The following is a 15,918-nucleotide window of genomic DNA, read 5'->3' as shown; positions in this document are numbered from 1 at the left end:
GGGGCGGCCGGCCCGGACCCCCCCCGGGCCCCGCCCGGCCCCCCCGCGGCCCCGGCCCCGCCGGCCTCGCCTCAGAGCTTGTCGAGCGGGGCGTGCCGCAGCACCAGCCACATGGTCTGGTCGCCGAAGTCGATCTGCGCGCGGGCGCTCGGCCCGTGACCCTCGACCGCGAGCACCCGCCCCAGGCCGTAGCGCTGGTGGTTGACCCGGTCGCCGGCCGACACCTTCGGCCCCTGCGGCAGCTCGCTGGCGGTGGCCAGCCGACTGGCGTCCACCCCGAGCCGTTTCGCCAGCTCCGCCGCTCTCGGGGTACCCCCGGTGAAGCCGCTCCGCCCGCCGGGCGCGCGGTCCGCGCGACCCCCGACGCCACCGCCCCCACCGGCCCACGAGGTGTACGTCCCCTCGGTGCGTTCCCAGCGCACCAGCTCCGGCGGCAGCTCCTCCAGGAAACGCGACGGCGGGTTGTACGACGGCTGCCCCCAGGCCGAACGGGTGACCGCCCGGGACAGGTAGAGCCGCTGCCGGGCCCGGGTGATGCCCACGTACGCCAGCCGCCGCTCCTCCTCCAGCTCCCGGGTGTCGCCCAGCGACCGCAGGTGGGGGAAGACGCCGTCCTCCAGGCCGGTCAGGAACACCACCGGGAACTCCAGGCCCTTGGCGGTGTGCAGGGTCATCAGGGTGACCACGCCCTGGTGGTCGGGGTCGTCGGAAGGGATCTGGTCGGCGTCGGCGACCAGCGCCACCTGCTCCAGGAAACCGGCCAGGGTGGCCCGCTCGTCGTCGGCACCCAGCGCCTCGATCCGCTCGGTGTACTCGCGGGCGACGCTCACCAGTTCCTGGAGGTTGTCGACCCGGCCGGCGTCCTGCGGGTCGACGCTCTCCTCCAGCTCGGTCAGGTAGCCCGAACGGGTCAGCAGCGCCTCCAGCACCTCCTCCGGGGTGCCCTCCTCGGCCAGTTCACGGGCGCCGTCGAGCAGCGCGACGAACTCGGCGATGGAGTTGGCGGCCCGGGTGGAGATGCCCGGCGCCTCCCGGGCCCGGCGCAGCGCCGCCCCGAAGGAGATCCGCTCCCGGCTGGACAGCGCCTCGACGCACGCCTCGGCCCGGTCGCCGATGCCCCGGCGCGGGGTGTTCAGCACCCGGCGGAGGCTGACCGTGTCGTCGTCGTTGACCACCGCGCGCAGGTAGGCCAGCGCGTCGCGGACCTCCTTGCGCTCGTAGAAGCGCACCCCGCCGACCACCTTGTAGGGCAGGCCGACCCGGATGAACACCTCCTCGAAGACCCGGGACTGGGCGTTGGTGCGGTAGAAGACGGCGACGTCGCCGGGGCGGGTCTCCCCCGCGTCGACCAGCCGGTCGACCTCCCGGCCCACCCAGTCGGCCTCGGCGTGCTCGGTGTCGGCGACGTAGCCGACGATCTGCTCGCCCGCGCCGGCGTCGCTCCACAGCCGCTTGGGCTTGCGGGAGGTGTTCCGGTCGATCACCGCGTTGGCCGCGCTGAGGATGGTCTGGGTGGAGCGGTAGTTCTGCTCCAGCAGGATGGTGCGGGCGTCGGTGAAGTCCCGCTCGAACTCCAGGATGTTGCGGATCGTCGCGCCCCGGAACGCGTAGATCGACTGGTCGGCGTCACCGACGACGCACAGCTCGGCCGGGGCGAGCCCCTCGGTGCCGGCGACCAGTTCCTTGATCAGGGTGTACTGCGCGTGGTTGGTGTCCTGGTACTCGTCGACCAGGACGTGCCGGAACCGGCGTCGGTAGCTCTCCGCGACGTGCGGGTGCGACTGGAGCAGGTGCACCGTCGTCATGATCAGGTCGTCGAAGTCCAGCGCGTGCGCCTCCCGCAGCCGCCGCTGGTAGAGCGTGTACGCCTCGGCCAGCGCCCGCTCGTTGGGCCCCTTGGCCCGGCCGGCGAACTCCTCCGGGTCGACCAGCTCGTTCTTCAGGTTGGACACCTGGGCGGCCAACCCCCGGGCCGGGTAGCGCTTCGGGTCGAGATCCAGCTCCCGGGCGACCAGCTGCATCAGCCGGCGGGAGTCGTCGGCGTCGTAGATGGAGAAGGTCGACTTCAGGCCGGCGTGCTCGTGCTCGGCGCGCAGGATGCGCACGCAGGCGGAGTGGAACGTCGACACCCACATCAGCCGGGCGCGCGGGCCGACCAGGTGGGCCACCCGCTCCTTCATCTCGCCGGCGGCCTTGTTGGTGAAGGTGATCGCGATGATCTCGCCGGGATGGACGTCCCGCGCGGCGAGCAGGTAGGCGATCCGGTGGGTGAGCACCCGGGTCTTGCCGGACCCGGCCCCGGCCACGATCAGCAGCGGCGAGCCGGCGTGGGTGACCGCGTCGCGCTGGGGACCGTTCAGGCCCTCCACCAGGGCCTGCGGGTCGAGGTGGCGGGTCGGGCCCGGCCGGCGCGGCGGAACCGGCGCGGACTCGGGCGCGGGCGGGGACGCGGGGATGTCGAAGAGAGGATGCATCGCACGGCGAGTCTATGCCGTCGGGCGGACACTTCCCGCCCGCGCACGCCCGGCGCGGATCGTGCCCCGCCACCGCCCGCACGTCCCGGCCGCCGACCGGCCCGGACTGAGACGAACCTGTCACGGTGGCCCCACTGGCATCTTCCGCCCCGAGGCGCGACGATGACCCGGGAAATCCCCGCCTGCTCCCCCGTAGACGACTTGGGAGAACAACCATGAGTCAACCGCGCTCGCGCGGTCGGGCCGTGCTGCGTCACCTCGCCGCGCCGGCCCTCGCCCTGGCCGTCGTGGCCAGCCTGCCCATCACCGGCCGCGCCACCACGCCGCCGGCCGACGCCGCCCCCGGGGCCGGCCTCGCCCCGGTCGCCGTCTCGTACGCCACCGCGACGGGCGGCGAGGTCAAGGGCCAGTTCCTCAGCTACAACGACTTCCACGGCGCGATCGACCCGCCCGGCGGCAGCGGTGCCACCGTCAACGGCACCCCGGCCGGCGGGGTGGAATACCTGGCCACCTGGCTGAAGAAGCTGCGGGCCGAGGCGAAGGCCGAGGGCCGGTCCACCACCACCGTCGGCGCCGGCGACCTGATCGGGGCCACCCCGCTGGTCAGCGCCGCCTTCCACGACGAGCCCACCATCGAGCTGATGAACCAGGTCGGCCTGGACGTCAGCTCGGTCGGCAACCACGAGTTCGACGAGGGCGTCAAGGAGCTGCTCCGGATCGACAAGGGCGGCTGCCACCCGGTCGACGGCTGCCAGGACGGCGACGGCTTCGCCGGCGCGAAGTTCACCTACCTGGCCGCCAACACCATCAACAAGAAGACCAAGCTGCCGATCCTGCCCCCGATCGACGTGAAGTTCGTCGGCGGCGTGCCGGTCGGCTTCGTCGGGGTCACCCTGGAGGGCACCCCGGGCATCGTCAACCCGGCCGGCATCAAGGACGTCACCTTCACCGACGAGGTGCAGACCGCCAACAAGTGGGGTGGCCTGCTCAAGCTGTTCGGTGTCAAGGCGATGGTGCTGCTGGTGCACGAGGGCGGCGCGCAGTCCGCGCCGCCGGCCACCCCGGGCGTCTCCGACTGCGCCAACTTCTCCGGCCCGATCGTCGACATCGTCAAGGGCCTGCGGCCGGAGTTCGGCGTGGTGGTCTCCGGGCACACCCACCGCTTCTACTCCTGCTCGCTGCCGAACTCCTCGGGCAAGCCGAGCGTGGTCACCAGCGCCGGCAACAACGGTCAGCTGGTCACCGACATCGACTACTCGCTGGACCGGCGGACCGGCCGGTTCACCGGCATCACCGCGAAGAACGTGATCGTGGAGAACGGCGTACGCAACGCCGACGGGACCTGGCAGCAGACCGGCGGGGTGTTCGCCAAGAACCCGGCGCTGGTCGACGCGGGCGCGAAGGCGCTGGCCGACAAGTACCGCACGGCGGTCGCCCCGATCGCCAACCGGGTGGTCGGGAAGATCAGCGCGGACATCGTCCGGGACGCCCGGCCCAACGGGGAGAGCCCGATGGGTGACGTGATCGCCGACGCGCAGCTGGCGTACACGAAGGGCGACGGGGCGCAGCTCGCGCTGATGAACCCGGGCGGCGTGCGGGCCTCCCTGTCGTACGCGGCGTCGGCCGGTGGCGAGGCGCCGGGTGACGTGACCTACGGCGAGGCGTTCACCGTGCAGCCGTTCAACAACCTGGTGGTCACCCAGACGTTCACCGGCGCGCAGCTCAAGGACGTGCTGGAGCAGCAGTTCGTCGGCTTCAAGGGGCAGACCACCCAGCGCATCCTCCAGCCGTCGGCCGGGCTGACCTACTCCTACGACAGCACCGCGCCGGCCGGCTCGCGGGTGAGCGCGCTGACCCTGAACGGCACCCCGGTCGACCCGGCGGCCAGCTTCCGGGTCACCACGAACGACTTCCTCGCCAACGGCGGGGACGGGTTCACCGAGCTGGCGGGCGGCACCGGCCGGACCACCGCCCCCGGCTTCGACGTGGACGCCCTGGTGGCGTACCTGGGTGCCGGCGCGCCGGTCGCCCCCACGGCGGCGGACCGCATCACCCGGCTGGGCTGACCGGCGGGAAGGGCCCCTCGTCGACGCGTGGACGCGACGACGGGCGGGCCCTTCCCTCGGCCGTCCGGGTGCTTGCGCGGCCGGTCACCGGTCGGCATACTCGACGTCGTGATCGAGCGGCGGTTCTTCTTTTACTACGGCACCGGGAGTCCGGCAGCCGTGGGTCGCGCCTGATCGACAGACCTACGAAAGCCCCGGGCTCGGAGAGCCCGGGGCTTTTTCGTCCCGGGATCCGAACACCGGGCCCGAGACCCGAGGGGTACGACGATGATGACTGACGTGGTGGAGTCCAGCGGTGGCCCCGCGCGGCACGACGATCCGGCCGGGGCACAGCCCACGGAGGCCGATCCGACCGGAGCCGCGGCCGCCCGTACCGGCACCGGCGACACGGTGGCGGCCGAGCGGATCGTGGCGATCAGGGAACGGATCGACGAGATCGACCGGACGCTGATCGCGCTCTGGCAGGAGCGCGCTGCGCTGTCCCAGGAGGTCGGGGTGACCCGGATGGCCTCCGGGGGCACCCGGCTGGTGCTCTCCCGGGAGCGGGAGATCCTGGAACGTTTCCGCAGCGAGCTGGGGGCCGACGGCACCCAGCTCGCGCTGCTGCTGCTGCGGGCCGGGCGCGGGCCGCTGTAACGGCGACCCGGCGGGCGTGGGCCGCGGTGAACGACGAACCGCCTGCCGCCGTCGGGTGGACGGTGGCAGGCGGTCCGGTCGGGTCACGCCTCGTGCGTGGCGACGATCTCCCGCTTCTCGGCGAAGTGGCAGGCGCTCGGGTGGTCCGAGCCGGGGCGGATCTCCAGCAGCGGCGGCTGCTCGGCGCAGACGTCCTGCGCCTTCCAGCACCGGGTGCGGAACCGGCAGCCCGACGGCGGGCTGATCGGCGAGGGCACGTCGCCGGTGAGCCGGATGATCGCCTTGTTCTCCCGCAGCGTCGGGTCCGGCACCGGCACCGCCGACAGCAGCGCCTGGGTGTACGGGTGGGTCGGCCGCTCGTAGATCTCGTCCTCGGTGCCGATCTCCACGATCTTGCCGAGGTACATCACCGCGACCCGGTCCGACAGGTGCCGGACCACCGACAGGTCGTGCGCGATGAACACGTACGACAGGCCCAGCTCGTTCTGGAGCTTCTCCAGCAGGTTCATCACCTGGGCCTGGATCGAGACGTCCAGGGCGGAGACCGGCTCGTCGCAGACGATCACCTCGGGACGCAGGGCGAGCGCCCGGGCGATGCCGATGCGCTGCCGCTGGCCGCCGGAGAACTGGTGCGGGTACCGGTTGATGTGCTCCGGGTTGAGGCCGACCAGGTCGAGCAGTTCCTTGACCTTGTCCCGGCGGCTGCCCCGCGGCGCGACCTCCGAGTGGATCTCGAACGGCTCGCCGATCAGGTCGCCGACGGTCATCCGCGGGTTCAGCGAGGTGTACGGGTCCTGCATCACCAGCTGGATCTGCCGGCGCAGCCGCCGCAGCGCGCCACCGGAGAGCTTGGCGATGTCCTGGCCCTTGTAGTGCACCGTGCCGGCGGTGGGCTTCTCCAGGTTCATCAGGACCCGACTCAGCGTCGACTTGCCGCAGCCCGACTCGCCCACCACGCCCAGCGTCTCGCCGGCCTTGAGGTCGAACGAGACGCCGTCGACGGCCTTGACCTGGCCGATGGTCTTCTTGAACACGATGCCCCGGGTGACCGGGTAGTGCTTGACCAGGTCACGGACTTCGATGATGTTGTCAGTCACGGTTCACCAGCTCCTCGGCGAAGTGGCAGGCGCTGGCCCGACCGGTGCCGATCTGCAGCAGCGGGGGGACGGTCTCCCGGCACACCGGCTGCGCCATGGGGCAGCGCGGGTTGAACGGGCAGCCCGGCGGGATGTTCATCAGGTTCGGCGGGAGGCCCTTGATGGTGCGGAGCTGCTGCCCCTTCTCGTCCAGCCGGGGGATCGAGTTGAGCAGGCCGAGGGTGTACGGGTGCGCCGGCTTGGCGTACAGGTCGTAGACGTCGGCTTCCTCGACGATCCGGCCGGCGTACATGACCGCGATCCGGTCCGCGACGTCGGCGACCACGCCGAGGTCGTGGGTGATCAGGATCATGCCCATCCGGCGTTCCCGCTGGAGTTCGCCGAGCAGGTCCATGATCTGGGCCTGCACGGTCACGTCGAGCGCGGTGGTCGGCTCGTCGGCGATCAGCACCTCGGGGTCGAGGGCCAGCGACATCGCGATCATCGCGCGCTGCCGCATGCCGCCGGAGAACTGGTGCGGGAAGTTGCTGAACCGGCCCTTGGCGTTCGGGATCTTGACCTGGTCGAGCATCTCGATCGCACGCTTCTTGGCGTCGGAACGGCTCATGCCGCGCCGGACCCGGAACTGCTCGGCGATCTGGAACCCGACGGTGAAGACCGGGTTCAGGGCGGAGAGCGAGTCCTGGAAGATCATCGCGATGCCCTCGCCACGGATGCGGCGACGTTCCTCGGCGGACATGGTGAGCATGTCCTTGCCGTGGAAGCGGACCTGACCGCCGGTGACGAAGCCGGGCGGCATGTCCAGGATGCCCATGATGGTCTGCGCGGTGACGCTCTTACCGGAGCCGGACTCGCCGAGCACGGCGAGGGTCTCCCCCGCGTCGACGTGGTACGTGACTCCGTTGATGACCTTGGCGACGCCGTCCCGGGTGCGGAACTCCACCCGCAGGTCGTCGACCTCGAGCAGCCGACCGGAGGGGCGGCCGGATCCGTCGGCGCCGGGCGCGGACTGCTCGGACACGAGAATGTCGGACAACTCAGTCTCCCCTATCGGAGCTTCGGGTCGAGGGCCTCGCGGACCGCCTCGCCGAGCATGACGAAGCTCAGCACGGCGGTGACGAGGAACGCGGAGGGGAAGAAGAGCAGGAAGGGCGAGACCCGGAGGTAGTTCTGCGCTTCATTGATCATGATGCCCCAGGAGACCACCGGGCTCTGCAGGCCGATACCCAGGAAGGAGAGGGTGGCCTCGGCGCCGATGAAGGAGCCGATCATGATCGTCCCGTAGACCAGCAGCGGGGCCAGGCAGTTCGGCAGCAGGTGCTTGAAGATGATCCGACCGGTGCTGGCACCCATCGCGCGGGCCGCCACGATGTAGTCGGCCTCCTTGGTGGCGAGCACCGAGGAACGCATCAGCCGCATCACCACCGGCCAGCTCAGCAGCACCAGCGAGCCGATCACCAGGAACTTGATCTCCCACTCGCCGTTGTTGGAGCCGGCACCGTTGAACGTGGTGAGGATGACGATCGCGCCGAGCACGAACGGCAGGCCGAAGAAGATGTCGGTGATCCGGGAGAGCAGGCCGTCGATCCAGCCGCCCTTGTAGCCCGCGATGATGCCGACCGTCCCACCGATCAGCAGGGTGCCGATCGTGGAGAGCAGCGAGACCACGATCGAGGCGTTGGCGCCGTAGATCACCCGGGCGTAGACGTCCCGCCCGAGCACGTCGTAGCCGAACCACGCGTCGCCGGAGGGCTCGACCCGGCTGCGGGAGAGCGCGGTGGCAGTCGGGTCACCGGAGGTGAACAACGACGGGAAGGCCGACATCACCACGAAGAGCACGATGAAGATGGCGGAGATCCAGAACAGCGGCTTGCGACGCAGGTCGATCCAGGCGTCGCCGAGCAGGCTGCGCGGCTTCTCCTTCTTGCCCGCCGGGCCCGCGGTGGCCGGGGAACTTGCCTCGGTCAACTGCTCGGGACGGGGCGTGCTCACGATCGAAGCGGCACTCGGGTCGCTCATGCCTGCACCTCGCTGCGCTCGGCGCCGGCCTGGTTGCCCGCGCACACTGCAATGACGATTCGTTCGCTGCTGCGCTCACTCATAGCGGATCCTCGGGTCCAACGCGGCGTAGAGCAGGTCCACCAGCAGATTCATCACCAGGTAGACGAGCACCAGCACGACCACGATGGAGACAACGGTAGCGCTCTCCTTGGTGACGATCGCCCGCAGCACGGTGCGGCCGATGCCGTTGATGCCGAAGATGCCCTCGGTGATGATCGCGCCACCCATCAGCGCGCCGAGGTCGGTGCCGAGCAGGGTCACCACCGGGATCAGCGAGTTGCGCAGCAGGTGGATACCGACCACCCGGCGCATCGGCAGCCCCTTGGCGATCGCGGTACGCACGTAGTCGGCGCGGCGGTTCTCCGCGATGCTGGTGCGCGACACCCGGGCGATGTACGCCATCGACGCGCTGCCCAGCACGAAGCCCGGTAGGAGCAGTTCGGTGATCCGCATCTCGTTGGAGACGGTCGGCTTGACGATGCCCAGCTTCACGCCGAAGAACCACTGGAGCACGAAGCCGACCACGAAGACCGGCAGCGCGATCAGGAAGAGCGTGGAGACCAGGACCAGGTTGTCCAGGAAGCCGTTGCGGCGCAGGCCGGTGAGCACACCGGCGGTGAGACCGATGACACCCTCGATGGCCAGGGCCACCAGGGCCAGCTTGAGGGTGTTCGGGTACGCGGTGGCGATGATCTCGCCGACGTCGCGCCCCGACCAGGTGGTCCCGAAGTCGCCTTGCAGGAGGTTCTTCATGTAGGTGGCGTACTGCACGAACCAGGGCTGATCCAGCTGGAACTTCTCGGTCATCATGGCCCGGTAGTTGTCCGGGCAGCCACGGTCACCGCACTTGCCGGCGAACGGGTCCCCGGGGACCTTCCACACCAGCAGGTAGATCATCAGCGTCGTCCCGATGAACACCGGGACGAGTTGGAGCAGCCGTCTCACCAGATAACGGCCCATGGGGTGGTCCTCCTGACAAGGGGTGTGCCGGGGGCGGGGGTGCGGCCGACACGGGTGGCGCCAACGTGGCGAGGGGTGGGGTGCACCCACTCGCGGAACGGCCCCGGGTCGGGCTCACCGGTAGGCGAGCCCGACCCGGGGTCAGACCGTTCGGATCAGAGCTCGACGGAGGTGATGTCGAGCTCGCCGACGTTGGTCAGCTCCATCTTCTTGATCTTCTCGGAGTGACCGGACTGCTGGCCACCGAAGTAGATCGGCATCGACGGAACGTCCTGGTCGATCTTCTCGACCGCCTTGGCGAACAGCTCGTGCGAGGCCTCCAGGCTCGGGGCGGAGCTGGCCTGCTTGGACAGGGCGTCCACCTCGGGGTTGCTGTAGAGACCGTCGTTGGAGGAGCCACCGGTCACGTAGAGCGGGTTGATCCAGTTCTCGACGTCCGGGTAGTCCTGCTGCCAACCGGCGCGGTAGGCGCCGTCCATCTTGTGGGCGTTGATGTTCTGCCGGAAGACCGCGAAGGTCGGCACACCGACGGCGACCGCGTCGATACCCAGGGTGTTCTTGATCTGCCCGGCGACGGCCTCCATCCAGTCCTTGTGGCTGGCGTCGGCGTTGTAGTACATCTTCAGCTGCCCGGTGAAGCCACCGGCCTCGGTCAGGAGCTGCTTGGCCTCGTCCGGCTTGAACTGGCAGGCGGTGCAGTTGCCCGGCTTGGCACCCGGGGTCAGCGGGTTGGCCCAGCTGTCGGCCGGCTTGCGGTTACCGAAGAAGATCTTGTCGGTGATCTCCTGCCGGTTGATCGACAGCGAGATCGCCTTGCGCAGCTTCGGGTTCTGGAAGCGCTTGTCGTAGATCGGGAACGCGATGATGCCGGTGGACGGCGTGGTCGACGGGATCGCCCGGTCGGCCAGGTCGGCCTTCCACTTGTCGCCGGCCAGCGAGGAGACCGGAACCTGCTGCTGGAAGTCCAGGTTGTTGGAGACCAGGTCGTTGTAGGCCGCCGTGTCGTCCTGGTAGATCTTGACGGTGACGTCCTTGATCTTCATCTTGTCGCGCAGGTTGTAGTCGTCGAACCGCGTCAGCTTGATCGCGACGTTGTTCTCCCACGAGACGAAGCTGACCGGGCCGTTACCGATCGGCTTCTTGCCGAAAGCCTCGGCGCCCTGCGAGAAGAAGGCGTCCGGCAGCGGCATGAAGGTGCTGTAGCCGAGCTTGGTCGGGAACACGGCGGTCGGCGCGGCGAGCGTGACCTCGAAGTTCCAGTCGTCGACGACCTTGAGGCCGGACATCTCCTTGGCCTTGGGCTCGGGGGCCTTCTTCGGGCCGTCGCCGTCCGGGTCGGAGGTGTTGACGTCGGCGAAGCCGGCGATGTCGGCGAAGAAGCTGGCGTTCTGCGCGCCGTTCGGCGAGTACGCGCCCCAGTTCCAGGCGTCCACGAAGTTCTTGGCCTTGACGGGGGTGCCGTCGTGGAACTTCGTGTTCTGCTTGATCTTGATCTTGTAGACCTTGGAGTCGCTGGTCTCGATCGACTCGGCCAGCGCGTTCTGCGGCGCGCCACCGTTGTTCGGGTACTCGACCAGGCCGGTCCAGAGCCAGTCGATGATCTTGCCGCCACCGGTCTCGGTGGTGTTCGCCGGAACCAGGGGGTTCTCCGGCTCGGTGCCGTCGACGACGATGGCACCGTCCGAGCTGCTGGCGCTGCCGCCTTCGTCGTCGTTGCCGCTGGAGCAGCCGGACGCGATGAGCGCGAACGCCGCACCCACCGCGATGGCGCCGCTCGCCCGCTTCGAGACTCTCATTCCGAGGGGCCTCCTCTTTCTAACCTGGTTCCGTCGTGGGTTTCACGCACGTTGGGGGGTGACACCGCACGGCGATCCTGTGTTGCGGATCACCGGTTACCGCAGAGAAATCGGGACACCCCAGGGGGACCGATCCGCCGGGCCACCGCACTCCCGCACTCGGCCCCCGGGCAGGCTCGACGACCACGATCCGCGCCATGGGCAGCGGTTACGTGGTCGACCGGGACACACGGGTGCCTCACGTCAGGGGTGAGGTGCTGCCACTGTGACACCCACCGGCCCATTACGTGAAGGTGCCGTTATCAAGCCGTTAGTTGCCCGCCATGTTGCCGATACTTGAGAAAAGATCATGAGATGCCCTGGTCGTACCGCTCTGAGCAGGAAAGACAGCAACTTCGCTCCACCAGCTAGTGACCGGCGAGTAGCAAGTGTGAGCTTTCCCGCCGCCCGGTCGAGGCGGTTCGACGTCGACCGAGAGTTGGCCGATTTCGACCATCCGGATGATGGTGACTTCCGCCGGGCGGAGCCAAGTCCCGCCCGGCCGGCCGACGATACCGGTTCGCCGGTCCGTGCCCGCCGTCGACGGTGTCCCCACCACCGGTGGGGCCGGTGGGCCGGCAGAGACGGGCCGGCCCCGGCACCGTTGCGGTGCCGGGGCCGGAGAAACCCGTACCTCAGACGGTGAAGCGGACCCGGCGGCGACGGACCAGCAGCACGGCCACCGCGCCGAACGCGAGCAGCGCCATCCCGGCCAGGGCGGCCAGCGCGATCGGCGACCCGGTCAGCGGCAGGCCACCGCCGTTGCTGGCCGGCGAGGTCGACGGCGCCGGACTGGCCGGCGGCGACGAGGACTCCGCCGGGGCCGACGACGACGGGGACGCCGTCGAGGGTGACGGCGACGGCGACGGCGGCCCGGACGGCGAGGCCGACGGCGACGGCGACGGCGAGGCCGGAGCGGCGGCGAAGGTCGCCGCCGCGTCGGCGGTGACCGAGGTGCCGGTGCTGCCACCCAGGATCAGCTTCTGCTTGGCGTTCTTGCCGCCGGAGAAGAGGAAGACCCGCCCGAAGGAGACCGAGTCCGGGGCGGAGACCGTCACGGTGACCCGGCCGGCGGTGGTGGCGGTCAGCCAGAACCGGCCGCCGTTGGTGGTCGTGCCGACCGGACGCCCCTCGGCGTCGACGGCGCTGCCGCCCTCGACCTTCAGCGCGATCTCCCCGGCCGGCCCGTGCACGGTGAACGGCCCCGCCCGCCCGCCGGTGGTCGCGGTGGCCGAGGCCGGGTCCAGGCTCAGCTCGGCCTTCGGCTCCGGCTGGTCGGTGGCGTTACGCACCCGGTAGTCGTGCACCCGGCGGATCACGTCGTACTCGGCGGCAGCGGTCAGCCCCCGCTCCCAGTCGCCCAGGGTGATGCCGTCGCTGAAGTGCCAGACGGCCGTCTGGGTGCCGAAGTAGAGCAGCGCGTCGCGCCGGGAGTCGGCCAGCCCGGCGGGCAGGCTCGCCCCGGCCGCGGCGAGCAGCTTCGCCCGGTCGGCGTTGGGGTAGCCGTGGGTGAGCACCCACTGCACCCGGCCGAGGTTCTTCACCTCCGACTCGTCCCAGCTGCCCTCGGCGTACTCGCCGTTGCGGGCCACCGGGGTGTGGAAGTCGATGCAGAAGACCGGCACGGTGCCGTCCTTCAGCTCCAGGGCCAGCGCCGAGGTCTTCTGCGCCCGACCGTCCAGCTTCAGCGTGACGCTGGTGCCCGGCACCGCCCGCGCCACGCCCTTCGTCGCCGGCTCGGCGGCGGCCGGACCGGCTGCGGCGAGCACCAGCGCCCCACCGGTGACGAGCGCCGTGGCGATACCCGCCCAGCGTCGTCCTCGTTCTCCGAACATCAGTTCCGTGCACCTCTCCCCAGGGGTCGGCCCGCTCCCGGCGGGCCGGTGTGCGTCGCCCCCGGGGCGGGGTCGTGACACCACCCGCACGCACGAAGACGACGGGGCATTATGCGACACGAATTGATCTCTTGTCAGCCCTGGGGTGATGCTCCCGGAATGGGAGGTGTCAGACGAGTCGTCGGTCCGCCGCCCAGCGGGACAACTCGTACCGGTTGGACATCTGGAGCTTGCGCAGTACGTTCGACACGTGCGTCTCGACCGTCTTGATCGAGATGAACAGCTCCTTGGCGATCTCCTTGTACGCGTACCCCCGGGCGAGCAGCCGTAGCACCTCGCGCTCGCGGTTGGTGAGCTGGTCCAGCTCGGGGTCCGCGACCGGGGCGTCCGGCCGGGCGGCGAAGGCGTCCAGCACGAACCCGGCCAGCCGGGGACTGAACACGGCGTCCCCGTCGGCCACCCGGCGGATCGCGTCGGTCAGCTCGTCCGGGGAGATGGTCTTGGTCACGTAGCCCCGGGCACCCGCCCGGATCAGCCCGATCACGTCCTCGGCGGCGTCGGACACGCTCAGCGCGAGGAACTTCACCTGCGGGTGGCTGCGGCGCATCGCGTCCAGCACCGCCCGTCCGCCGCCGTCGGGCATGTGGACGTCGAGCAGCACCACGTCCGGCCCGGTGGCGGCGATCCGGGCGACCGCCTCGGCCACCGTGCTCGCCTCCCCCACCACCTCGACGTGCGCCCCCAGTTCGGCCCGGACCCCGGCCCGGAACATGGCGTGGTCGTCGACCAGGAAGACCTTCAACCGTTGCGCCCGGTCCGGCGTGCCCGTCCCCGGTTCCATCGACTGTTCCGCCATCTCAGTTGTCCCTTTCCGCCGTGGAGCCGGTGCCGGTGATCGGCAGCATCAACCGGACCTCCGTCCCCTCCCCGGGCTCGGAACGGATCTCCGCCCGGCCACCGTGCCGTTTCATCCGCCCGATGATCGACCCTCGGACCCCGTGCCGGTGATCCTCCACGGTATCCGGGTCGAAGCCCTTGCCCCGGTCCCGGACGAAGACGCTCACCTGCTCCGGCTCGACCTCGGCATAGAGCGACACCGTCTGCACCCCGGCATGCCGGGCCGCGTTGACCAGCGCCTCCCGGGCCGCCGCCACCAGCGCGCCCACCCGTTCGTCGGTCTCCCGGTCGCCCACCACCACCGCCTCGACGGTGATCGCGAAGGTGTCCTCCACCTCGGCGGCGGCCTGCTCCAGCGCCGCCGCGAACCGCTCGGTGGGCGAGGCGGTCGGCTTGTAGAGCCAGTTGCGCAACGACCGCTCCTGGCCCCGGGCGAGGCGCTGCACCGTCTTGACGTCGCTGGCGTTGCGCTGGATCAGGGCGAGGGTGTGCAGCACCTGGTCGTGCACCATGGCGGCCAGTTCGGCACGCTCCTGCTCGCGGATGCGCCCCTCCCGTTCCGAGCGGAGCTGGTTCCACGTCCGCCAGAGCACCGGCGCGGCGACCACCCCGACGCCGACCAGCCCGACCAGCGCGAAGATCACGCCGTTGACCACCGCGTCGAGGTTCTGCACCGGCGAGTAGACCGCCGCCACCCCGATGATGCCGACGGCGACCAGCACCGCGCCACCGGCGAAACGGAGCACGAGGGCCCGCCGGTCGGTCTCCTCCACCACCGCGCCGAGCCACGGCACCGGCATCGATCCGCTCCACTGCCGACGACGTTCCGGCGCGGACTGGTGCCAGATCACCCCGGCGCCGACCGCGATGATCGCCACCAGCCAGCCGGCGGTGCCCGCCGCGCCGACCGAGTCGAAGAGCATCACCTGGACCAGCAGCACACCGAGGCCGATCGCCACGAACGGCAGCAACTGCCCGGGGTCGCGGCGGGGCGGCGTGGCGGTGTCGCCGGGCCGCAGCGGCACCACCGCCCAGAACGCCGCGTACAGCAGCAGGCCCAGGCCACTGAGCCCGAGCAGCACCATGAACGCGACGCGCACCCGCAGCACCGAGATGCCGAGGTGGTCGGCGATGCCGGCGGCCACCCCGGCGGCCAACCGGTGCTCGGGCGCCCGGTAGAGGCGGGGTGGCGGCGGGGTCACGACGCTGATCGGAGGCTCCCTGGTCACGATGGGTGGTGGACGGACACCTGGCGGTACGGTGCCGATCCGATCGTCACACGCCCGGGACGCCGCCGACCACGGGGACGCCCCCGACATCCGCCCGTCGGGATCTCAGGGTGGGGTCAGGGTCGGTTCCGGAGGTAACCCGGCCCGACGACGGCGCAGGATCGAGTCATGACCGAGGACCCCGCCCCGCCGCCGTACCCTTCGGTGGCCGCACCGGGTGGTACGCCACCGCCCGGTCCCGCCGCCGGGCCGCACCCCACGGCGCCCGCGTCGCCCACGGGGGGCGACGACGCGCCACCGCCGCCCGGTGGCTACCCCCCGCCGTCCGGCGGGGCCAGCTTCACCTCCCGGTACGGCCTGATCCGGCCCCGCGACGGCCGCTACCTCGCCGGGGTCTGCGCGGCGATCGGCCGGGCCACCAACACCGACCCGGTGCTGTGGCGGGTACTGCTCGCCGTGCTCGGGTTCTTCGGCGGGGTCGGCATCCTGGTCTACGTGGCCGCCTGGTTGATCATCCCGGGCGAGGGCGACAGCGCCTCCCCGCTGGAGTCGATGCTCGGGCGGGGCCGGTCGAGCATGTCCCCGATCACCGTGATCGTGCTGACCATCCTGGTCGCGGTCAGCTTCGGCTACATCGTCACCGACGCGTTCCGGGCGGTGCTGCTGGGCGCGGCGATCCTGATCGGCGGCGCGCTGCTGCTCAACCGGGACGGCCGGTCCGGCTTCGCCGCCGCCGCTCCGGCCCCGGCACCGGCCGGGCCGCCCGGACCGGTGCCCCCGGTCGGTTACCCGGCGCCCGCGCCGTTCACCCCGCCCGCACCCGCCGTG

The 15,918-nt window shown here is 70.8% G+C and carries 12 protein-coding genes; 3 read left to right on the top strand and 9 right to left on the bottom strand.

From position 1 onward, the window contains the following. Positions 1-71: 71 nt before the first annotated feature. Entirely contained in the window at positions 72-2,474 is a 2,403-nt protein-coding gene (gene pcrA / locus ACOJTC_RS32685) for a DNA helicase PcrA (protein ID WP_204924939.1), read from the bottom strand. A 215-nt stretch (positions 2,475-2,689) separates the two neighbouring features. On the opposite strand from pcrA, the gene ACOJTC_RS32680 reads away from it, so the two are divergent. Both ACOJTC_RS32680 and ACOJTC_RS32675 read left to right on the top strand, forming a co-directional pair. Next, entirely contained in the window at positions 2,690-4,540 is a 1,851-nt protein-coding gene (locus ACOJTC_RS32680) for a bifunctional metallophosphatase/5'-nucleotidase (protein ID WP_363655683.1), read from the top strand. 267 nt (positions 4,541-4,807) lie between these two features. Next, the gene (locus tag ACOJTC_RS32675; protein WP_204924937.1) at positions 4,808-5,176 is read left to right on the top strand and encodes a chorismate mutase; all 369 of its coding nucleotides are present in this window, start codon (positions 4,808-4,810) and stop codon (positions 5,174-5,176) included. 83 nt (positions 5,177-5,259) lie between these two features. On the opposite strand, the gene ACOJTC_RS32670 is transcribed toward ACOJTC_RS32675, so the two are convergent. The 8 genes from ACOJTC_RS32670 to ACOJTC_RS32635 form a co-directional block, all read right to left on the bottom strand. Beyond that, a complete protein-coding gene (locus ACOJTC_RS32670; protein WP_357926522.1) occupies positions 5,260-6,273 on the bottom strand; it encodes an ABC transporter ATP-binding protein in 1,014 nt (337 codons plus the stop codon). Next, positions 6,266-7,294 carry an ABC transporter ATP-binding protein gene (locus ACOJTC_RS32665; RefSeq protein WP_204925028.1) on the bottom strand — a complete coding sequence of 343 codons (1,029 nt, stop codon included), beginning with the start codon at positions 7,292-7,294 and terminating at the stop codon, positions 6,266-6,268. Before ACOJTC_RS32665 ends, ACOJTC_RS32670 begins: the two co-directional genes overlap by 8 nt. Before the next feature lie 26 nt (positions 7,295-7,320). Beyond that, positions 7,321-8,292: an ABC transporter permease gene (locus tag ACOJTC_RS32660; protein ID WP_420119767.1), complete on the bottom strand. Its 972-nt coding sequence runs from the start codon at positions 8,290-8,292 to the stop codon at positions 7,321-7,323. A gap of 75 nt (positions 8,293-8,367) precedes the next feature. Beyond that, positions 8,368-9,294, bottom strand: coding sequence for an ABC transporter permease (locus ACOJTC_RS32655; protein WP_204924934.1), 927 nt, complete (start codon positions 9,292-9,294; stop codon positions 8,368-8,370). Between the two features lie 155 nt (positions 9,295-9,449). Beyond that, the gene (locus ACOJTC_RS32650) at positions 9,450-11,090 is read right to left on the bottom strand and encodes a peptide ABC transporter substrate-binding protein (RefSeq protein WP_204924933.1); all 1,641 of its coding nucleotides are present in this window, start codon (positions 11,088-11,090) and stop codon (positions 9,450-9,452) included. 674 nt (positions 11,091-11,764) lie between these two features. Further along, positions 11,765-12,964, bottom strand: coding sequence for a thioester domain-containing protein (locus ACOJTC_RS32645; RefSeq protein ID WP_420119766.1), 1,200 nt, complete (start codon positions 12,962-12,964; stop codon positions 11,765-11,767). Between the two features lie 169 nt (positions 12,965-13,133). Further along, entirely contained in the window at positions 13,134-13,820 is a 687-nt protein-coding gene (locus ACOJTC_RS32640) for a response regulator (RefSeq protein WP_302746319.1), read from the bottom strand. Between the two features lies 1 nt (position 13,821). Then, positions 13,822-15,090 (bottom strand): ATP-binding protein, encoded by a 1,269-nt coding sequence (locus tag ACOJTC_RS32635; protein ID WP_204924931.1) that lies wholly within the window; start codon positions 15,088-15,090, stop codon positions 13,822-13,824. Between the two features lie 168 nt (positions 15,091-15,258). Here ACOJTC_RS32635 and ACOJTC_RS32630 point away from each other — a divergent pair. Next, a partial coding sequence (locus ACOJTC_RS32630; RefSeq protein ID WP_420119765.1) for a PspC domain-containing protein occupies positions 15,259-15,918 on the top strand: 660 nt, incomplete at its 3' end.

It is taken from the genome of Micromonospora sp. (assembly GCF_048594385.1).
Lineage (GTDB): Bacteria > Actinomycetota > Actinomycetes > Mycobacteriales > Micromonosporaceae > Micromonospora > Micromonospora wenchangensis.
Note: the sequence above shows the minus strand (reverse complement) of the source record. Positions and strands in the feature narration are given on the sequence as shown.